General features: G+C 67.1%; 20 protein-coding genes. 11 read left to right on the top strand and 9 right to left on the bottom strand.

The genetic code is table 11. The annotated features are described in order from the left end of the window. From E1263_RS28075 to E1263_RS28065, 3 genes are all read right to left on the bottom strand, one after another. The coding region (locus tag E1263_RS28075) for an ABC transporter permease (RefSeq protein ID WP_132172685.1) at window positions 1–1452 on the bottom strand (1452 nt) is incomplete at its 3' end. Then, entirely contained in the window at window positions 1449–2348 is a 900-nt protein-coding gene (locus E1263_RS28070) for an ABC transporter ATP-binding protein (RefSeq protein WP_132172684.1), read from the bottom strand. The genes E1263_RS28070 and E1263_RS28075, both read right to left, overlap by 4 nt. Continuing rightward, window positions 2348–2941, bottom strand: coding sequence for a TetR/AcrR family transcriptional regulator (locus E1263_RS28065; RefSeq protein WP_132172682.1), 594 nt, complete (start codon window positions 2939–2941; stop codon window positions 2348–2350). The genes E1263_RS28070 and E1263_RS28065 overlap by 1 nt, the downstream gene beginning before the upstream one ends. A gap of 165 nt (window positions 2942–3106) precedes the next feature. On the opposite strand from E1263_RS28065, the gene E1263_RS28060 reads away from it, so the two are divergent. From E1263_RS28060 to E1263_RS28040, 5 genes are read left to right on the top strand one after another with little or no spacing between them, the layout of a single operon-like run. Next, complete coding sequence (locus E1263_RS28060; protein WP_238161585.1) at window positions 3107–4900, top strand: ABC transporter substrate-binding protein; 1794 nt, start codon at window positions 3107–3109, stop codon at window positions 4898–4900. Beyond that, window positions 4897–5916, top strand: a complete 1020-nt coding sequence (locus tag E1263_RS28055) for an ABC transporter permease (protein ID WP_132172680.1) — start codon at window positions 4897–4899, stop codon at window positions 5914–5916. Before E1263_RS28060 ends, E1263_RS28055 begins: the two co-directional genes overlap by 4 nt. Continuing rightward, a complete protein-coding gene (locus tag E1263_RS28050; RefSeq protein ID WP_132172678.1) occupies window positions 5913–6797 on the top strand; it encodes an ABC transporter permease in 885 nt (294 codons plus the stop codon). The genes E1263_RS28055 and E1263_RS28050 overlap by 4 nt, the downstream gene beginning before the upstream one ends. Then, window positions 6797–7747 (top strand): ABC transporter ATP-binding protein, encoded by a 951-nt coding sequence (locus E1263_RS28045; protein WP_202869081.1) that lies wholly within the window; start codon window positions 6797–6799, stop codon window positions 7745–7747. The genes E1263_RS28050 and E1263_RS28045 overlap by 1 nt, the downstream gene beginning before the upstream one ends. After that, complete coding sequence (locus tag E1263_RS28040) at window positions 7741–8673, top strand: ABC transporter ATP-binding protein (protein ID WP_132172674.1); 933 nt, start codon at window positions 7741–7743, stop codon at window positions 8671–8673. Before E1263_RS28045 ends, E1263_RS28040 begins: the two co-directional genes overlap by 7 nt. 19 nt (window positions 8674–8692) lie before the next feature. On the opposite strand, the gene E1263_RS28035 is transcribed toward E1263_RS28040, so the two are convergent. Further along, window positions 8693–8944: an amphi-Trp domain-containing protein gene (locus E1263_RS28035; RefSeq protein ID WP_132172672.1), complete on the bottom strand. Its 252-nt coding sequence runs from the start codon at window positions 8942–8944 to the stop codon at window positions 8693–8695. Between the two features lie 74 nt (window positions 8945–9018). Here E1263_RS28035 and E1263_RS28030 point away from each other — a divergent pair, with 74 nt between their 5' ends. From E1263_RS28030 to E1263_RS28020, 3 genes are read left to right on the top strand one after another with little or no spacing between them, the layout of a single operon-like run. Next, window positions 9019–9345, top strand: coding sequence for an ArsR/SmtB family transcription factor (locus E1263_RS28030; protein ID WP_132172670.1), 327 nt, complete (start codon window positions 9019–9021; stop codon window positions 9343–9345). Then, window positions 9342–10142, top strand: a complete 801-nt coding sequence (locus E1263_RS28025) for a VOC family protein (RefSeq protein ID WP_132172668.1) — start codon at window positions 9342–9344, stop codon at window positions 10140–10142. Before E1263_RS28030 ends, E1263_RS28025 begins: the two co-directional genes overlap by 4 nt. Then, window positions 10143–10832: a phosphotransferase gene (locus E1263_RS28020; protein WP_132172666.1), complete on the top strand. Its 690-nt coding sequence runs from the start codon at window positions 10143–10145 to the stop codon at window positions 10830–10832. Here E1263_RS28020 and E1263_RS28015 read toward each other — a convergent pair. Genes E1263_RS28015 through E1263_RS27995 form a run of 5 tightly spaced genes read right to left on the bottom strand, consistent with a single transcriptional unit; the run spans window position 10803 to window position 15856 of the window. Further along, complete coding sequence (locus E1263_RS28015; protein WP_132172664.1) at window positions 10803–12095, bottom strand: DUF58 domain-containing protein; 1293 nt, start codon at window positions 12093–12095, stop codon at window positions 10803–10805. The two genes, E1263_RS28020 and E1263_RS28015, sit on opposite strands and share 30 nt — an antisense overlap. Further along, window positions 12095–13066, bottom strand: a complete 972-nt coding sequence (locus tag E1263_RS28010; protein ID WP_132172662.1) for an AAA family ATPase — start codon at window positions 13064–13066, stop codon at window positions 12095–12097. Before E1263_RS28010 ends, E1263_RS28015 begins: the two co-directional genes overlap by 1 nt. Beyond that, window positions 13063–14211: a DUF4350 domain-containing protein gene (locus E1263_RS28005; protein ID WP_132172660.1), complete on the bottom strand. Its 1149-nt coding sequence runs from the start codon at window positions 14209–14211 to the stop codon at window positions 13063–13065. The genes E1263_RS28010 and E1263_RS28005 overlap by 4 nt, the downstream gene beginning before the upstream one ends. After that, window positions 14208–14843 (bottom strand): DUF4129 domain-containing protein, encoded by a 636-nt coding sequence (locus E1263_RS28000; protein ID WP_132172658.1) that lies wholly within the window; start codon window positions 14841–14843, stop codon window positions 14208–14210. The genes E1263_RS28005 and E1263_RS28000 overlap by 4 nt, the downstream gene beginning before the upstream one ends. Beyond that, on the bottom strand, window positions 14840–15856 hold the full coding sequence (locus E1263_RS27995) for a hypothetical protein (RefSeq protein WP_132172656.1): 1017 nt from the start codon (window positions 15854–15856) through the stop codon (window positions 14840–14842). Before E1263_RS27995 ends, E1263_RS28000 begins: the two co-directional genes overlap by 4 nt. 212 nt (window positions 15857–16068) lie before the next feature. Between E1263_RS27995 and mtrA the strand changes: the two genes are divergently transcribed. From mtrA to E1263_RS27980, 3 genes are read left to right on the top strand one after another with little or no spacing between them, the layout of a single operon-like run. Then, entirely contained in the window at window positions 16069–16746 is a 678-nt protein-coding gene (mtrA, locus tag E1263_RS27990) for an MtrAB system response regulator MtrA (protein WP_132172691.1), read from the top strand. A 53-nt stretch (window positions 16747–16799) separates the two neighbouring features. Then, window positions 16800–18521: an MtrAB system histidine kinase MtrB gene (mtrB, locus tag E1263_RS27985; protein ID WP_238161584.1), complete on the top strand. Its 1722-nt coding sequence runs from the start codon at window positions 16800–16802 to the stop codon at window positions 18519–18521. Beyond that, a complete protein-coding gene (locus tag E1263_RS27980) occupies window positions 18518–20314 on the top strand; it encodes an LpqB family beta-propeller domain-containing protein (RefSeq protein WP_132172654.1) in 1797 nt (598 codons plus the stop codon). The genes mtrB and E1263_RS27980 overlap by 4 nt, the downstream gene beginning before the upstream one ends. Window positions 20315–20336: the final 22 nt, after the last annotated feature.

Raw genomic sequence — 20336 nt, 5'->3', positions numbered from 1 at the left:
GAAGGGGGAGATGTCCTTGAGCCAAGGGGCTAGTTGGATGCCGGCGCTGGTTAGGCCGATGAGGAGGCAGAGCGTGGGGCCGGCCCAGGCGGCTTGGGTGGCTTGGGGGACGAGGCCGAAAAGGGCGAGGGTCAGGGCGGCCAGGAGCCAGACGGCGGGGAGTTGGATGAGGGCGGCAGCGATCAGGCGGGGGAGTTGGCCGCTGAGGTCGTCGATGGCTAGGCCGTAGGCGATACCTGCGGCGGCGCCGGCGGCGAATAGGGCGACGGCCGGGCCGAGAAGGCTGAAGATCAGGTGGCTCAGCGCCCAACGCAGGCGACTAGTTGCGGTCGCTAAGACCGGCTCGGCGCGCCCACTCGCCTCTTCGGCACGCAACCGCAGGGTCGCCTGCACTGCGTACGCCGATGCGATCAGCCCGGTGATCGTCATGACACCCACCAGGAACGAGTCGATCAACGCACCCGCGCCGCCCAGCCGCTGGAACATCTCCTGGATCTTCGGGTCATCCCGCATCATGTCGCCGACCCCCTCGGCAACCCCGCCGAACAGCAAGCCCAGCAAGAGGAACGCCGAGGTCCATGCGGCGAGCAGCCCGCGGTGCAGTCGCCAGGCCAACCCCAGTGGCGACCCCAGCCGACCCTCCGCAGGCCCGAGCCGAGCCGGCAACAACCCCGAGCCGACATCACGCCGTACGGCGAGCTGAACAGCAGCCACCACCAGTACGACGGTTGCCGCGAGCATCAATCCTCCCAGCCACCACTGGTTGGCGCCGTACGGGTGGATGCGTTGCGCCCAGCCGACCGGGGAGAGCCACGACAGCCAGGCGAGCGGACCGTCGGTGTGACCGCTGGTATCGCCGGCCGCACGCAGGATGAATGACGCGCCGAGCACCCCGATCGCGGTCCCGCGCGCAGTCCCCGCGTTCGCCGTCAGTTGCGCAGCGACCGCGCCGACCGCCGCGAAAAGCCAGCCAGTGCTCGCAAATTCGAGGCCCAGGGCAACCGATCCGGCCCACGGAAGATCCTGACCATGCATGCCCAGGGCAATCAAGACAGCAAGTATCAAGTTCGCCGCGAAGACCGTCACCAGTGCAGCGGCCAGCCCGGCATGCCGCCCGACGACACTCGACCCAAGCAGTTCGGAGCGGCCAGTCTCCTCCTCAACCCGGGTGTGCCGAATCACCGTGAGTAAAGCGATCAGCCCAACCATCAGCGGTACAAACCCCAGCCGCCACGTGACGAATTCACCCAGCGAGGTCCCGGACAACGAGCCATACAACGTGATGAAGCCCGCGTTGTTCGCATAGCTCGCTCGCGCTTCCGCCGTCGGGAACAGATCTCCGTAAGTAGAGACGAAGCTCATCGGGATCAGCGCCAGCGCCAGAATCCACAGCGGCAAGACGATCCGATCCCGGCGCAGGATGAGACGAATGAGACCAAGAGTCCCAGTCATCGCGCAGCCTCCGGTTCGTACAGCCGCAGGAACAGCTCTTCCAGCGTCGGCGGCTGACTCACCAGACTGCGTACGCCAACCGCAACCAGCTGACCCAGTACGGCGTTGATCTCCTCGGTGTCGACGTCGAATCGCACCAACCCGTCCTCGACCCGCAGATCGTGCACACCGGCCAGCGAAGCCAATCCGTTCGGCGGTCCCGCCAACTCAGCGGTGATCGACGTCCGAGTCAGATGTCGCAACCCCGACAACGTCCCACTCTCGACTGCTCGCCCCGCGCGAATAATCGTGACCCGCGAGCACAGCGCCTCGACCTCGGACAGGATGTGACTCGACAGCAGCACGGTCTTGCCTTCGCCGGCCGAAATCTCCTGCACGACCTCGCGGAACACCTCCTCCATCAACGGGTCCAGCCCGGAGGTGGGCTCGTCGAGCAGCAGCAGTTCCACGTCCGAAGCGAAGGCCGCCACCAACGCGACCTTCTGCCGATTGCCCTTCGAGTAGGCGCGAGCCTTCTTCCGCGGGTCGAGATCGAACCGGTCCAGCAGCTCCGCCTTGCGCTTCTTGTCGAGACCGCCGCGCATCCGGCCGAGCAGGTCGATCGCCTCGCCACCGGACAGGTTCGGCCACAACGTCACGTCGCCGGGGACATACGCGAGCCGCCGATGCAGGGCGGTCGCGTCCGACCACGGGTCGCCGCCGAGAAGGCGCGCCGTACCGGAGTCGCGGCGGGTCATGCCGAGCAGGATCCGGATCGTGGTGGTCTTGCCGGCGCCGTTCGGGCCGAGGAAACCGTGCACCTCGCCGGTGCGGACGGTCAGGTCGAGACCGTCCAGTGCGCGGGTGCGGCCGAAGGTCTTGACCACGCCTTCGGTGTGGATCGCCGCAGCGGACATCAGCTGTTGTCCTTTCGCAGATTCGCCGCTTGCTCGGGGGTGAGTAGCGGCTGGGAGAAGATGTCGACGAAGGCCCGGTTCATCCGGGCGTAGCCGGCCGGGGACGCGATGTCCTCGCCGAGTGCGAGTTCGAGCTGCTCGCGGAGCACGTAGACCCCGAGCTTCATCACCGCGATCACCGCAGACCAGGCCCGGTAGTCGTCGGTGACGACACCGTGCGTGCGCGCCCACTCCTCGCCGTACGAGACTGTTTGGAGGAACATCGCGGAGGCGGTTTCGGAGCCGTCCATCATCGAGCGGACCAGGTACGTCTGCAGCGGGAACGCAACGGGCTGGACCGTGGCGACGTTCACGTTCTCCAGGCCCTGCTCGTCGACCAGCTCACGGCCGAGCTCGAACATCCGGCCGAGGGCGTACTCGTCACAGGCCGCGCGCAACGCCTCTTTCGACCCGAAGTGATGTCGGACCAGGCCCGACGACACCCCGGCCTCGGTCGCGATGTCACGGATCGAGGCGCCTTCGATCCCGCGCTCGGTGAACAGCTTGATCGCCGCATCCCGGATCCGGGCCCGCGCTGTCAGATCGTCGTTCATCAAACATCCTCCTCGGCTACACAGTCGAGCAAACTACTACACGCTCGTGTAGTCAAGAGGAAAGTTGATGACGTATATGTGACAAAGGTTCGTAGTTCATTGACCGGGACAGCGCTTGCTGGTGTGCTCTCTCCCCAAACACCCTGAGGCGGAAGGTGCGTGGGGATGATCAGGAAGTGTCTCGCCGTGCTCGCGGCGATCGGCCTGCTGAGCCTGCCCGGTACGGCGAACGCTGCCGAGCCGGGACGTAAAGTCGTCAAGGTCGGGGTGACCCAGGCGGTCGACTCGATGAACCCGTTCCTGGCCGTGCGCCTGGTGTCGGGGCAGTTGCAGCGCTGGACCTACGCGTTCCTGACCGTCCCCGATGCCAAGACCCTGCAGCCCAGCCCCGATCTCGCCGAGTCCTGGACGACATCGCCCGACGGCCTGACCTGGACCTTCAAGATCCGTACGGCGAAGTGGTCCGACGGTCAGCCGATCACCGCGGACGACGCGGCCTGGACGTTCACCAAAATGATGACCGACGATGCGGCCAAGGCCGGGAACGGCCCGGCGGTGGAGAACTTCGCCAGTGTCACCGCGAGCGGCCAGGACCTGACCATCAAGCTGAAGGCGCCGCAGGCGTCGATGCTCGACATCCCGGTCGCGATCGTGCCCAAGCACGTCTGGGAGAAGGTCCCGGACATCGGGAAGTTCGAGGCCGACCAGGTCCCGGCGGTGGGCAGTGGCCCGTATGTCGTCACCGAGTACAAGAAGGATCAGTTCGTCCGGCTCGCCGCGAACAAGGACTACTGGCGGGGAGCTCCGAAGATCGACGAGCTGCAGATGATCTTCTACGACAACCCGGCCGCCTCGATCGTCGGGCTGAAGAAGGGCGACATCGACCTGATCGGCCGGCTCGCACCGCCGGACTTCGAATCGCTGAAGGGCGACGACAATCTGGTCCAGTGGAACGCCGAGGGCCGGCGAGCGACGTACCTGCAGGTGAATCACGGCGCCACCACCAGCGACAACAAGCCGATCGGCGACGGGCATCCGGCGCTGAAGGATCCGCGGGTTCGGCAGGCGCTGCACTATGCGATCGACAAGCAGAAGCTGGTCGACGAGACGCAGAACGGGCTGGCGCGGCCGGCGGACGGCTCGATCATTCCGCCGCTGTACAAGAGCTTCTTCTGGGAGGCCTCCGGCGCGGAGAAGATTACGTACAACGTTGCCAAGGCCAACGAAATCCTCGATGCCGCCGGCTACAAGAAAGGTGCCGACGGCATCCGAACGATGCCGGACGGCTCGAAGAAACTCCAGTTCCGCTTCAGCATTCATACCGATGCGCCGAGCGAGGAGAAGCTGGCCGAGTACCTGACCGGCTGGTTCAAGGAGCTCGGCATCCAGCTCACCGCCCGCCGCCTCGACTCCAGCAAGTTCACCGAAGAGACCGGCACGACGGCCCTGTTCGACATCGCGATCAGCGGCTGGTCGGTCAACCCGGATCCCGAAGAGGTCCTCGGCACGCACCTGTGCAGTCGGCGCCCGACCGCGTCCGGCGAGGGCGGCGGCACCGAATCGTTCTACTGCGACCCCCAGTACGAGACGCTCTACAAGCAACAGCAGAAGGAACTCGACCGCACCAAGCGCGCCGACATCATCAAGAAGATGGAACAGCGCCTGTACGTCGACGCGCCGGTGATCGCCCTCTACTATCCCAACGACCTCGAGGGCTATCGCAAGGACCGGATCGCGAGCATCACGCCGATCCCCGAGGACAAGGGCATCCTGTACGGCGGCAGCGGCTACTGGCCGTTCTACACCGTCGAGGCGGTGTCGCAAGACGCTGCGGCGGAGGACGGCGGTGGCTCCAGTACCGGGCTCATCGCGGGGATCGCGGGAGCGGTCGTCGTACTGGCTCTGGGTGGTTTCGTGCTGGCGCGGCGGCGGCAGGGCGCTGCCGACGAGCGCGAATGACGGTTGTCGCCGAGATTGACGCGGCCCCGGCCGGCCACGGGCTGCTGCGGTATGCGGCGGCCAAGGCCGGCGGGGCGCTGCTGAGTATCGCGATGGTCGTGGTGGCGACGTTCTTCCTGTTCCGGATGCTGCCCGGCGATCCTGTGCGCGCCTTGGCTCAGGGGCGCAATATGACACCGGCGCAGCTGGATCTGGAGCGTGCTCGGCTGGGTCTGGACAAGTCGATTCCGGAGCAGTTCCTGCATTTCGTCGGGCAGACGCTGCGGTTCGACCTCGGGACGTCGTACGAGTACAAACGGCCGGTGCTCGACCTGATCGGTGAACGGATCGGGCCGACGCTGTTGCTCACCGGGACCGCGCTGGTGATGGCGGTCAGCCTCGGAATCTGGCAGGGCGCGCGGGCCGGTTGGAAGCCGGGCAGCCGGTTCGATCGGTTCTCGACCGCGGTGTCGTTGGTGCTGTGGTCGGTGCCGACGTTCTGGCTCGGGCTGTTGCTGCTGATGGTGTTTGCCGCCGGCATCGGTCCGATCCCGGGTCTGTTTCCGACCCGCGGAATCTCCAGCGTCGATGCACCTGACGGCTTCGGGTATGTGCTCGATGTTGCGCACCACATGGTGTTGCCGTGCTTGACGTTGGTTGCCGTGGTCTACGCCCAGTACCTGCTGGTGATGCGGTCGTCGGTGCTCGATGAGGTCGAGCAGGACTACATCACGACCGCGCGGGCCAAGGGGCTGAAGGACGACGACATCCGGCGGCGGCACGCCGTACCGAATGCTTTGCTGCCGACGGTGACGTTGGTGTTCATGCGGATCGGGTTTGTGGTCGGCGGCGCGGTGACGGTGGAGGCGATCTTCAGTTGGCCGGGCCTTGGGCAACTTTTCTACCAGGCGATCCGGGTTCCGGACTTCACGCTGATGCAGGGGACGTTCCTGCTGATCACGGTGTCGGTGATCCTGATGAACACGTTGGCTGACGTGATCTATCACGTGCTCGATCCGCGGGTGAGGTCGGTATGAGCAGCTTGACCTGGGTACGGCGTCGCCGTTCGGTGGAACGGTTTTGGGGCGACTTCCGGACGCGCAAGGCCGGGATGATCGGTCTCGGCGTGCTCGTCGTGGCGGTGGTGCTCGCGTTGATCGCGCCGCTGTTCATCGATGCCGGCGTGACGAATGTGGTGAGCGGGACGGGCGAGAAGATGGCGCCGCCGAGCCTGGATGCGCCGCTGGGAACCGACGAATCCGGCCGGTCGGTGCTGCTGATGATCTGGTGGGGTTCGCGGACCTCGCTGCTGATCGGATTCCTCGCGGCCCTGCTGAGTATGGTGATCGGGACTGTGCTCGGCATCGCGGCCGGTCACTTCCGCGGCTGGGCCGGCGCGATCGTGCTGCGAGTGACCGACTGGTTCCTGGTGTTGCCGTCGCTCGTGACTGCGCTGGTGCTGGCCGCGATTCTCGGCGGCAGTACGGCGACCATCATCATCGCGATCGGGGTGACGTCGTGGCCGTCGACGGCCCGGTTGATCCGCGCGCAGACCCTCGCGGTTGAGGCTCGGCCCTACATTGAGCGGTCTCTAGCCTTGGGTGCCGGGCATTGGCACATCACCACCCGGCATGTGCTGCCGAACGTCGCACCGTTGCTGTTGGCAAGTACGACGCTGGAGGTCGCGAGCGCGATCGTCACCGAGTCGACGCTGGCGTTCCTCGGTGTGAGCGCGAACAAAACGTCATGGGGGACCATGTTGCGCGGCTCCTACGACTGGGGTGCCGCGACGGCCGGTGCATGGTGGTACATCCTCATCCCGGGTCTCTGCATCGTGCTCGTGGTGATGGCTTTCACCTTGTGTGGAAGGGCTTTGGAGACGGTGCTCAACCCTCGACTGCGAACCCGGGCGGCCTGATGCTTGAACTCGATGAGCTGTCGGTGACCTACCGCTTGGCGGGCGGCGACGTACCCGCCGTACGGGGTGTGTCGTTGTCGGTGGCGGCCGGGGAGGCTGTCGGGCTGGCGGGGGAGTCCGGGTCGGGGAAGTCGACGATCGCACTGTCGTTGCTGCGATTGCTGCCGCGGACCGCTCGCATCGAGGGACGGATCCTGCTGGGTGGCGAGGACGTCGTCACGATGAACTGGGGTCGTCTGCGGGCCGTGCGGTGGTCGGAGGCATCGATCGTTTTCCAGGGCGCGCAGCACGGACTCAATCCGGTACGACGAATTGGCGAGCAGATCGCGGAGCCGTTGCTGGTGCATCGGCTGGCGTCGGCCTCGCAGGCTCAGGCGCGCGTTCGTGAACTGTTGGAGCAGGTGGGGTTGCCGGCCTGGCGGGCGCGGAGCTATCCACATGAGCTGAGTGGTGGCCAACGGCAACGAGTGATGATCGCGATGGCGCTGGCGTGCTCGCCGCAGCTGATCATCGCGGATGAGCCGACGACTGCGCTCGACCTGATGGTGCAGGCGCAGGTGCTGTCGCTGATCCGGCAGTTGATTGCCTCGCATGGGATTTCGCTGTTGATGATCTCGCATGACTTGTCTGTGCTGGCAGATGTGTGCGATCGGCTCGCCATCATGTACGCCGGCCGCCTCGTGGAGACCGGGCCGGCGGCATCGGGCTTTCGGCATCCCTACAGCCAGGCCCTGTCTGCCGCGTTTCCGACCGTCGGCGATCCCGCCTCGCGGTTGGCGCCGCGCGGTCTGGCCGGTGATCCGCCGGACCCGCAGTCACTGCCTGGTGGCTGCTCGTTCCACCCTCGCTGCCCAGTTGCTTTGGAGTCGTGCTCGGTCACCCCGGTCGACCTTCGATCCGCGGGTTCCGATCGCTTTGCCGCCTGCGTTCTGGTGGAGGAAACATGCTAGAGGCAACAAATGTGGCGGTGGAGTTCGGACGGGCGCGGGCTGTCGATGGGGTCAACCTGTCCATCGCGCCTGGCGAGATCGTAGCCCTGGTTGGGGAATCCGGCTGCGGCAAGACCACGCTCGCCCGCACCCTCCTTGGCCTCGAGCGGCCGGCCAGCGGCACGGTGTCTTACAACGGTCGTCCCCTGAACTACTCCGGCCGCGCTCTCCGCGCCTTCCGTCGCCAGGTCCAGTTGGTTCTCCAGGACCCCACCGGTTCGCTCAACCCTCGCCATACCGTCTATGAAGCCGTTGCGGAAGGCCCCCGAATCCACGGCCTCCCCGACGAAGAGGCTGTCGTCACCTCAGCCCTGGCGCGCGCGGGCCTACGTCCTCCGGAGCGCTTCTTCCTCCGCTACCCCCACGAACTCTCCGGCGGCCAACGCCAACGCGTCGTCATCGCCGGCGCCCTCGCCCTGAACCCCAAGATCCTGATCGCCGACGAACCCGTCGCCTCCCTGGATGCCTCGATCCGCGGCGAAATCCTCGCTCTGCTCCTGCGCCTCCGCGACGACCTGGGCCTCGGCGCGCTAGTCGTCACTCACGACCTCGGCCTCGCCTGGAACATCGCCGATCGAGTGGCCGTCATGTACCTGGGCCGCATCGTCGAGTCCGGCCCCACCGAGGACGTCCTCACGAATCCCCAGCACCCCTACACTCAGGCGCTGCTCTCGGTCCTGCCTGAGTCGCCCGCCCGGATCATCCTCACCGGCGAACCACCCGACCCGACCCACATCCCCTCCGGGTGCCGGTTCCATCCGCGCTGCCAGGTGGTTGCGTCTGGCAACGGCATCGACGCCTGCCACGCAACCCTGCTCCCGATCCTCCCGGCTGCGGCGGAATCACAGGTCGCGTGCCACGTCGTACCGGTCAGCTCGATCAGCTGACCGGTACGGCGCGGGTGGGTCACACCTCGTCGTCGTCCGCGGGCTCCTCGTCGGCGTCGGCGAGCGACCACTTCAGCTGGAACTCGACCTCTTCCTCGTCCTCGGAGCGCTCGTGCTCGACGCTGATCTTCGCGTTCTGCGGGACGGTGAAACGCTCACCGGCAATCTGGATCCGGAACGGCTTGCCGGTCTCGAGGGCGTCGGCGAGCCGGCGGAGCTTGGCGGCGAACTCGGCGACGGTGTAGTCCTTCTCAACATCTCTCTCACTCATGGGGCTATCCAATCAAACTCCGAGGGTCCTTCGAGGGGTTGACAATAGTTAACGAATGATAGAACTATTGCGGTATGACGCAAGCTCAGGTCGACCGGTTCTTCGAGGTCCTCGCCGATCCGACCCGGCGGCAGGTCGTTCAGTTGCTCGGCGAGGGACCGCAGCGGGCTGGGCAACTGGCGTCGGCGACCGGGTCGTCATCGCCTGCGATGAGCCGGCATCTGCGGATCCTGCTCGAGGCTGGACTGGTCGCCGATGAGCGGGTGCCCGACGACGCCCGCGTCCGGCTGTTCCGGTTGAACCCCGAGCCCGTGGTCGCCGTACAGGCGTGGCTCGACCAGGTCCAAGCGCACTGGCGCGAGCAGCTGGGCGCCTTCAAACGACATGTGGAGAACTCATGACCGAATTGTCAGCGACAGCGACTGTGGAGGTCTCGGCCGATCCGGCGACCGCCTTCCGGATCTTTACCGAAGAGATCGACCTGTGGTGGGTGCGCGGCCCGATCAACTTCTTCGACGCCGCTCGGGCCACCGCCATGCAGATCGAGCCGGGTGTCGGCGGCCGCCTCCTGGAGGTCTACACGCCGCCGGATGATGTCCTAGAGCTCGGCCGCATCACCGACTGGCAGCCCGGTTCGTTGTTCGCCTACCGGAGCTCGGTCGACGACACCGAGACCCGGATCAGCTTCGAGCCCGTCGGCGACGGCACCCGCGTCACCGTCGTACAGACCCTGCTCCCCGACGGCTCTAAGGCCTTCTACTTCTGGACCAATGTCATTCATTGGTTCCCCACCTGGCTCGCTCGCCGCGACACCGCTCCGCACACGCCCCGCGAGCTCGATCGGCTAGGAGTGGCCCTGTACTACGAAGACCCCGCAGCTGCGGCCCGCTGGCTCCACACCGCTTTCGGGCTCACCTCGTGGACCAGCATCCCTTCTGAGGGCGCCACGCCATCCTGGGTCGAGCTCAACGTCGGCGACCGCAGTGTCATCCTGTTCCAGCGCTCCGGAACTCGCGCACCCCAACACGACCACAGCACCTGGATCTACGTCGACGACCTCGACGCCCACTTCGCCCGGGCCCAGCAGTCCGGCGCCAAGATCCTCTCCGAAATCCACCAGCACGGCTACCGCAAGTACGAGACCGAAGACCTAGAGGGCCACCACTGGACCTTCGCCCAGGCCCGCCCGACCCAGTAGATGCGACCCGGCCGGATCACCCCAGGCGTCGTACGGATTGGCAACACCGTACGACGCCCTGCGTCCCCTGGAACCTCTGAGCTCCTGCACCTCCTAGAGGCCCGCGGTTTCGCCGGTGCGCCCCGCTACCTGGGCCTGGACGAGGAAGGCCGGGACATCCTCAGCTACCTCGAAGGAGAAGTGGGAGCCTTCCAGCGCTGGCAGAACGACCAGCTAGCCGCCTTCGGCCGCCTCCTCCGAGCCTTCCACGACGCCACCCGCTCCGGCCCGAACAAGGTCATCTGCCACCACGACCCCGGCCCCAACAACGCGGTCTTCCAAGACAATCTCCCGGTCGCGCTCATCGACTTCGACACCGCAGCTCCCGGCAGTCCGCTGGAAGACCTCGGCTACGCCGCCTGGACCTGGTGCATAGCCTCCAAACACAACGACCCAGCGCGCCAAGCTGCCCAGGTCCGAGCCCTCGCTGATGCCTACGACGCCACCCCACCCCAGCGCAACGCCCTCGTCGACGCAGTCCTGGAACGCCAGTCCCGCAACGTCCGCTTCTGGACCGAAACCAGCGCCGCAGTCACACCGGAGCAACGCGCAGACCGCATCGCCTGGTCCCGCCGCGAACACGACTTCACCAGCACCCACCGCAAGACCTTCGAGGCCCACCTACAGGCGGCCGGCCTTTTTGAGGGCTAGGTAGGTGTCGGCGAGGGCGGGGGCTATCTGGTCCGGGTTTTCGTCTACTACGGTGACGCCGGCTCGGGTGAGGACTGCGGTGACGCGGTCTCGGTCTAGGCGGGTTCTGGCGGCGGAGGCGGCGTTGTAGACCTCAATGAGGTCGCTACGGGTGGCCTCGAGCTCGGTCAGGCGTGGGTCGGCTACTGAGGCCAGGACGATGACGTGGCGCTTCAGGAGGGGGCCGATGACGGGGAGGAGGGACTCCTCGATGACGGCGGGGTCGAGGCCGGTGAGGAGGACTATCAGGGAGCGCTGGCCTAGGCGCTCCAGGACTTGGGAGACGACGACGCGGAAGTCGGTCTGCACCAGCTCGGCGTCCACATTGGCCAGGGCGTTCACGAACGACGGCAGGACGTCCTCGGGCGCAGGGCGTCGTACGTCGGCTCGTACGGCGGAATCGCAAGCCAGCAAGGAGACTCGGTCACCTGCGCGGGTTGCGAGGGCAGCGAGTAGTAGGGCTGCGTCCATGGCGTGGTCGAGGCGGGGGGCGTCGCCGACGCGGCCGGCGGACATGCGGCCGGAGTCGATGACGATGGCGACCTGGCGATCGCGCTCGGGGCGCCAGGTGCGCAGTACGACGTTGCCGCGGCGGGCCGTGGCACGCCAGTCGATGCTCCGCACGTCGTCACCCGGCACGTAGTCCCGCAGCGAGTCGAACTCTGTCCCCTGCCCGCGCACCATCAGCGCCGTACGGCCGTCTAGCTCGCGCAGCCGCGCTAGCCGCGACGGCAGGTGCTTGCGGCTGTTGAACGGCGGTAGCGCCCGCACAGTCCACGGCACCTGATGGCCGCCCTGCCGACCCGCAAAACCGAGCGGACCGATCGAACGGATCGTCACTCGATCCGCATGGCGGTCGCCACGTCGGGTCGGTACCAGATGCGTCGTCAGCCGACGCCGCTCACCATTCGGCAGGTCCAGCTTGTGCGGCGGATCCTGTACGCCGGCCGACGGCGGCCACGCATCGCGCAGCAGCCCGCGGATCCGCCGGCCCGGGTTGGTGACGAGCAGGTTCACCGCAGCCGGCTCACCAAGCCGCACGGCAGTGTCGCCCTCGCGACTGAGCTGTAGTCGTCGTGGCGACCCAGCCAGCAACAGGTCGACCAGGCACACCAGAAAGACCACGCCGATGACTACACCGACACCGGACCAGCTAGGCATCACCAGAGCGACGAACACCACCCCGAGACCAGCCAGAAGCCCAGCCCTGCCTGTGAGAACCATCAGCGTGGCACTGGCACGGTCGCGAGGACGCTCTCCAGCACCGCATCCGGGCTGACGCCTTCGAGCTCGGCCTCCGGGCGCACCTGCACGCGGTGTCGCAGACAGGGACGCGCCATCGCCTTCACGTCATCCGGAATCACGTAGTCCCGGCCAGACAGCCAGGCCCACGCCCGCGAGACGTGCAGCAGCGCAGTGGCACCACGCGGCGACACTCCGAGCTGCAATGACGGTGACTGCCGAGTCGCGCGGCACAGGTCGACGATGTACGCGAGAACGTCCTCGCGGACTGCAACTCGCCGTACGGCGTTCTGTCCGGCCAGCAGGTCTTCCGGCCCAGCCACCGGCCGCAGTCCGGCCGCCTCGAGATCGCGCGGGTCGAATCCCTGCGCATGACGAGTCAGTACGGCGATCTCAGCGTCACGCGGCGGGATGTCCAGCGTCACCTTGAGCAGGAACCGGTCCAGCTGCGCCTCCGGCAGCGGATAGGTCCCCTCGTACTCGATGGGGTTCTGGGTAGCCGCCACGACGAACGGCGACGGCAGCTTGCGGGAGACACCGTCGACAGTGACCTGCCGCTCCTCCATGGCTTCCAGGAGCGCGGCCTGCGTCTTCGGAGGCGTCCGGTTGATCTCGTCCGCCAGCAGGATGTTCGTGAAGACAGGACCCGGCCGGAACTCGAACTCACTCGTCTTGGCGTCGTACACGAGCGACCCGGTCACGTCACCAGGCATCAGGTCCGGAGTGAACTGCACCCGCTTGGTCTCCAGCCGCATCGCCATCGACAGCGCCCGCACCATCAGCGTCTTCGCCGTACCCGGTACGCCTTCCAGCAGCACGTGGCCACGGCAGAGCAGCGCCAGCACGAGTGCGGTGACCGCGGTCTCCTGCCCGACGACGGCCTTGCCGATCTCGGTCCGCAGCGCGACCAGCGCCTGCCTGGCCTGGTCGGCACTGACCTCAGTAGTGGTCACGGGTGTCGTACCTCCTGCGTGAGTACGTCGAGTACGTCGGACAAGTGCAACAGTGCGGCGTCGTCCTGCGGTGGCATGCCGTAGAGCGCCTCGTACAAGGTGTTCGGGTCCCAGCCGGTGCGTGCGGCCAGTGTGGCCACCACAGCGCTCGGCTCGGCTCGCCGCGGGATGCCATGCGCCTTGTGCAGCTGGGCAAGCGCCGACTCTCGCAGCGCCGCAGCGGCCCGGTCATGAGCACGCGCGCGCCGATAGAGCCGCGCACGACCCTCGGTGGTCTCGGCCGCATGCACGATCACCGGCAGCCGCTCCATCACCACAGGTCCGAGCCGGCGACCACGCCACACCGCAACCACCAGTACGGCGAACGCCAGCGCCCAGCCGATGTAGCGGATGTCCGGCGGGACCAGCGGCGGTCCGTCGCTGCCCTCGTCGTCCGCACCGCTGCTCTCCCACTGCGGCAGGTACCAGGTCAGCTCCTGGTGCGTACCGATCAGGTTGAGCGCCAGTGCGGCATTTCCGTCGTCGGCAAGCTCGCTGTTGGTGAAGGAGCGCGACGTGCCGACCACATCGACGATCTGGCCGCCGGACTCGATCCGGATCACGGTGTGGTTGATTCCGTCGCCGTAACACGCCTTGGCGCCGGCCGGCGCGGAGTACGTCGTCCCACCGGCCGTCACATTCCCAGCCTTTACTGCAGCGCTGAGATCACAGTCCGGCTCCCGGCTGGCCAAGCTGAGCACCGGACCAGCGGTCTTCACTCCTGGTGCGAGCGCGTCCAGCTCACGAGCGCCCGGCCGGATCAGGATCAGGTGGCTCCACCCGGCGGCCTTGATGCGCTGCCAGTCGTCGCGATCGAGTGAACCGTTCGGTCCGATCAGCAGCGCCTTGCCGGCACCAGGCTCCGTCGCATTGTCCAGGCGCTCCGTCCCCTGCACATTCACGCCATGCTTCTTCAGCAGGTTCGCCAGCGCACGCGCACCGTCGCGCTCAGTCGAGTCCGGGCTGAACGGTCCCGACGTACTGGCAACGCTGAAGACCAGCACGATCAACCCCACCAGTACGACGACGCCTGTGATCAGCAGCGGCTTCCGCAACGCCCGCCAACTCTCCGCAGCACCCCGCCCCACGGCAACACTCGTGCTCATCCAGCCACCTTGAGCTTCGCAGTACGGGCGGCATCATCAGCACGCACCACTACGGCGTACCGGGTCGGATTGCCTGGACGGTTGCCGTAGACAACCTCAGTGAAGGTCAGTGCAGCCGGCTGCAGGGCGTCACGTAGTGTCGGCGCAACTCGCCCGGCATCTGCAACCACCTCGTACGCCGTCCGTCCGGCCCGATCATCCAGGATGGTCCGCTCGACCAGCTCGGCGACACAGGCCCGGAACCGGCTGCGGACCGCGTAAGTGTAGTTGCCGGCCGACGCCTCCTGCTCGGCCTGTGCCCGGTACTCCGCAGCGCTCCGAGGCCTGGAGGTGTCGAACACGGACTGCTGCTTCGTGCCGCGCTTGCTGGTCCGGAGCACTCCGGCTCGCCAGAGCACCACCACGATGATCAGAGCGATCAGTGCGACCAGGAGAACCAGCCCGGCATGGCCGTTGGGGGAGGCGCCGGTGACGCCGTCCAGCAGGTCGGCGATCCACTCCACCAGCTTGTTGAGGGCGCGCTCGATCAGCGAGCCACCCGACTGCCGGTAGGCGGACTTGGACAGCTCCTCCGCGGCCTCGCGGGCAGCCTGGTCGCGCAGTATGTCGACCGGCGGTTCGGCGAAGATCACGCAGTACCTCCCGAGCGCAGGGACGGACGCATCCACAGGTCGAGGCCCTCACGCCGGATCCGCAGATCCAGATAGACCAGAGCCTGTACGGCGGACATGAACGCCAGACTCGCGATCAGCGTCAGCACGGTCGCGACACCAGCCGCCGCGCCGACCGCGATGGCGATCACCGTGCCGCCGGTGCTGTCGCTGGAGTCGGCCCACGAGCCCACGGTGATCACCAGCGTCGTGACGCCGAACTGCAGCGCGTAGCTGACGATGTTGACCACCACACTGCCGAAGATCAGGATGCCGATCACTCGCCAGAACTTGCCCTTCACCAACTGCCACGAACGCCGCAGCGCACCCCAGATGCCGACGCGGGCCGGGATGTACAGCCCGATGTCCGGGGCGTGCTTGCCCTCCATCAGAACGACCGTCCCGGCCAGCACCAGCCGGACACCGAAGATCAGCACGAGCACTCCGCCGACCATCATCAGCACCACGGCGACCACACCGGCCGCAGCACCTGAGATCGCCGACTCCGCTCCGGCTCCGATCCCGAACACGGCCAGCATCCAGCCACCGATCAGTACCAGGAACGACAGCGACTGCAGAAGCCCCACCGCTGCCAGTGCGGGCAGTGTGGGCCGCACCAGCCGCAGAAGCTCAGCAGGGCTGACCCGATGACCGAGCTGGCTGCGGACTGCGGCCAGAGCGATGATCCCGGCCAGCGTGCTCGACACAACCGCAAACAGCACCAGCTGAACGCCGTACGTCAGTAGTAATGCCCCACCGGCCTGCTCGAACGGGTCCTCCGCACCGAAGAACCCACTGATGCCACCCGGTACGGCGACCTCGGTCAGCGCGGCCTGGACGACCAGGAGCGCGACCGCCGCGAGCACCGGCAGACCGAGCATGATTGTCTTGTTGTCGGAGATGGTCCGGGCTGCGTTGTCGAGCAGATCGGCCGGCAGCCAGGGTCGCAGCGGCTCGGCTGCAGCGTCCTCATGCAGCCTGATGTCGTCGCTCATGTCCGCCTCCCTCCGCCCTGTGGATGCACCCCGAGTTGTCGCGTCGCCGGGCTGTGCACCATGATCACAGCCCAAACCGGGGTCAATCGGCGATCCGGCGTGTGCACTACCCAGGGAATGGGACACTATCCGTAGTGCGTACGGACGGCATTCACCGGGCGCACGACGAGTCGGACGGCAAGGAGCAGCGCGTGGCAGATGGTAACCGGACGATGCGGGGTCGCATTCTCATCGTCGACGACGACACTGCGTTGTCGGAGATGCTCAGCATTGTGCTGCGCAACGAGGGGTACGACACCTATCTGTGCGCGACCGGTGACAAGGCGGTGCCGGCGTTCCGGGAGTTCAAGCCGGACCTGCTGCTGCTCGACCTGATGCTGCCCGGGATGGACGGTATCGACGTCTGCCGGGCGATCCGGGCCGAGTCCGGGGTGCCGATCGTGATGCTGACCGCCAAGAGCGACACCGTCGACGTGGTGCTCGGCCTGGAGTCCGGGGCCGACGACTACGTGGTCAAGCCGTTCAAGCCGAAGGAGCTGGTGGCCCGGATCCGGGCCCGCCTGCGCCGGATGGACGAGCCCGGCCCGGAGTCGCTGACCATCGGCGACCTCACCATCGACGTGGCCGGCCACTCGGTGAAGCGCGGCGGGGAGACCATCCAGCTGACGCCGCTGGAGTTCGACCTGCTGGTCTGCCTGGCCTCCAAGCCGTGGCAGGTGTTCACCCGTGAGGTGCTGCTGGAGCAGGTCTGGGGTTACCGGCACGCCGCCGACACCCGCCTGGTCAACGTGCACGTCCAGCGGCTGCGCTCCAAGATCGAGAAGGACCCGGAGCACCCGGAGATCGTCGTGACGGTCCGCGGTGTCGGTTACAAGGCCGGTGCAGACTGATCGAGTACGGACGCGACCAAGAGTCGCAGGCTGTCTTCGACCCCGCCAACCAGGTGGGGCCGGAGCAGACGGTCCCGCCTGAGCAGGTGGTGGCCGAGCCGCGCGGTACCGAGGTGGAGCTGACGACCGCAGCGGCTGAATGGCATGCCTACCCACAGCCGCTGTGGCGTACGCACCCGAAGTACTGGCCGGACATCTGGCGACGCTCCATCCAGGCCCGGATCGTGACCGGCACCCTGCTGATGTCGACGGTCGTCCTGCTGCTGGTCGGCTGGGTGATGATGAGCCAGGTCACCGACGGCGTCCTGGAGGCCCGTCGGGCCAGTGCCCAGGCCGAGGCCGTCGCGCAACTCTCGTCGCTGACCTCCACGTTGAACTCGGCCGACCCGACCACCATCAACCAGCGGCTGTCCGAGCTGGTCCTCGGTGCGAACCGCCCCGGCCTGTACGACGTGGTGCTGTCGCCGATCAGCGGTAACAGCAGCTCGAACGTTATCCGCTACACCGGTCTGGTCGACAGCGAGTCGGTGCCGCAGGTTCTGGAGTCGTCGGTCAACAGCAACGACAGCAAGCTCTGGGACACCTACACAGTCATCAAGTACAACGACAACACCAGTGCGCCTGGTCTGGTCATCGGCTCCCAGCTGCGAGTCACCAGCACCCAGGACCGGTACGCCGTGTACTTCCTGTTCCCGCTCACTGCGCAGCAGGAGACCCTGGACGTCGTGCAGCGCGCACTGGTCACAGCGGGACTGCTCCTGGTTGTTCTGCTCGGCGCAGTGGCCTGGCTGGTCACCCGACAGGTGGTCACGCCGGTCCGGATGGCCCGGCGGATCGCAGAGCGGCTTGCGGCCGGCAAGCTCGAGGAGCGGATGCAAGTCCGCGGTACCGACGACCTGGCGCGCCTGGCGGTCTCGTTCAACAAGATGGCCAGCAACCTGCAGCGTCAGATTCGTCGGCTCGAGGATCTGTCCCGGCTGCAGCGCCGGTTCGTCTCCGACGTCTCCCACGAGCTGCGCACGCCACTGACCACAGTCCGGATGGCCGCTGACCTCCTGCACGAGAGCCGCGACGAGTTCGACCCGCTGACCCGCCGGTCGATCGAGCTGCTGCAGAACGAGCTCAACCGCTTCGAGGAGCTGCTGGCAGACCTGCTGGAGATCAGCAGGTTCGACGCCGGTGCGGCCGCACTCGATCTGGAGGACGTGGATCTGCGCGACATCGTCAACCGCGTGCTGGAGAACTACGAGACCCTGCTGGAGCGCAAGGGCTGCGAGGTGCAGCTCGACATGCCGGAGCCGTGCCGCGCCCAGGTGGACGCCCGGCGGATCGAGCGCATCCTGCGGAACCTGATCGGCAACGCCATCGAGCACAGCGAGGGCCTGCCGCTCCGGATCAGTACGGCGTTCGACAACGACGCAGCGGCTGTCGCAGTTCGCGATCACGGCATCGGTTTCCGGACCGATGAGGCCGAGATGGTGTTCAGCCGGTTCTGGCGGGCCGACCCGGCGCGTGCCCGTACCACCGGCGGCACTGGGCTCGGCCTGTCGATCGCGCTGGAGGACGCGCGATTGCATGGCGGCCGGCTGGATGCCTGGGGCGCACCTGGCGAGGGCGCATACTTCCGGCTGACGATTCCGCGCCGGCCTGATGTTGCACTGGCCGGCTCACCGCTTCCGGCGCGCCCGGCGGACGCCGTACGGGTGATTACGGACAAGTCGCTGGTGGACGTCGGAGCGCCGTACCAGAAGCTGACAGGTGGTGAGGAGCTGTGAGGCTCCGCTTGCTCGCAGTGCTGCTGGCCGGACTGCTGCTGGTGACCGGCTGCGCGACTGTGCCGACCAAGGGCGCGATCCGCAACAGCAGCCGGGAGGGCCTGGCATCGGATCCGGGTGGCGTCGGTGTCGAGGCCAAACCGCCACCTGAGGGTGCCGAGGCGCAGACGATCGTGGACGGCTTCCTGGAGGCCATGTCGGACTCCAGGAAGTCCTTCGGCCAGGCCCGGCTGTACATGACGCCGGCGGCCGCAGCGAAGTGGAAGCCCGAAGCCAGCACGGTCGTCTACGACCAGGGCGACGACACCATCACGCCGAAGGAAGCCAACCTCGTCCTGACGGCGACCAAGGTCGCCACCATCGACGACCGCGGGGAGTGGCTGCCGGCCGCGGTGACCCCGAAGAAGTTCGAGTTCCCCTTCACGATGGTCAAGGTGGGCGGGCAGTGGCGGGTCGACTCGGTGCCGCCTGGCGTGCTGCTCGGGACCAACCAGGTCGCGGCCAAGCTCGCACCGCGGGACCTGTACTTCTTCAACCGGGACCGCCAGACCCTGGTCCCGGACCCGGTCTACCTGCCGCAGAACAACCTGTCCCCGGGCCAGGCCGCCACCCAGCTGATCCAGGAGCTGCTGAAGGGCCCGACGAAGCGGCTGGGCAACGGTGCCGTCTCGATCGCACCGCCGGGAGCGGCCCTCCAGGTTTCGGTGCCGGTCGAGCTCGGTGAGGCGACCGTGGCCCTGAACGACACCGCCGGTCAACTGGTGGACGACGATCGGCACAAGCTGGCCGCCCAGATCGTCTGGACGCTGAACCAGATCGGTCTGAAGGTCAAGATCACGGTCAACGGTGCACCGTTGCTGCCGGAGAGCCCGGGCGTGATTCAGTTCTCCGCCGTCACCGTCACCGACGCCGATCCGGCGGCTCCGACCAACGCTTCGGCAAACCTGTACGGCCTGCTCGCCGGGAAGGTGCAGCGGGTCGAGGGGCTCGACGGTGCCTCCGAGCAGGCCGCGCGCGCACTCAACGAAAGCCCGCTCTACAACCTGGACGCCGAGTCCTTCGCCGTGAACCTGAAGGGTGACACCGGCGCAGTCGTCACCACCAACAGCGACGGCAAGCGCGTGGTCGCCGTGGCGAAACTCGCCGAGCCGGCGCCGAAGAGCAATGCCGCGGATCCCTTGACGACCCTGATCGAGGGCCGGACGCTGCGGCCCAGCTACGACAACTCGGACAACCTGTGGATCCTGGACCGGGCCGACGGCGCAACGCCGCGGCTGCGGGTCCGGACCAGGGACAACAAGGTCGAGGTGGTGCGGGCCAACTTCCGTGGCGACGTACCGAAGGTGCTGCGGATGGCGCCGGACGGTGTCCGCGCCCTGCTGGTGCTGAAGTCGGCCAAGACCGGCAAGAACACCGTGCAGACTGCCACGGTGCGGCCCGCCGACGACGGCAAGGGCCTGGTGCTCGACCAGTTCCGGGACCTCCAGATGCCGCTGACCAACATTACCGACGCGGCTTGGTACAAGAAGGGCGTCCTGGTCGCCGGCAAGGTCGCCTCCAACCCGCTCGCGCAGCCCTGGCTGGTCAACCTGGACGGCTCCAACCCGCAGCCGCTGCCCGGCAGCAGCTCACCGTTCGGGATCAAGACCATCGCCTCCAACCCGAATCCGGACATTCTGCCCGCGTTCGAGGACGTCGACGGCAGCCTGCACTGGCAGGGCCGTGACCTGCAGTGGGTCAACCCCACTGACGAGAAGCTCGCCAACGGTCTGATCCCGAACTACCCCGGCTGAATTCCCGAGGTTTTCCACAGGC

Origin of the sequence: Kribbella antibiotica (genome assembly GCF_004349055.1) — a bacterium.
Lineage (GTDB): Bacteria > Actinomycetota > Actinomycetes > Propionibacteriales > Kribbellaceae > Kribbella > Kribbella antibiotica.
The sequence above is the reverse complement of the archived record's forward strand: the minus strand, read 5'-3'. Positions and strand labels throughout refer to the sequence as shown.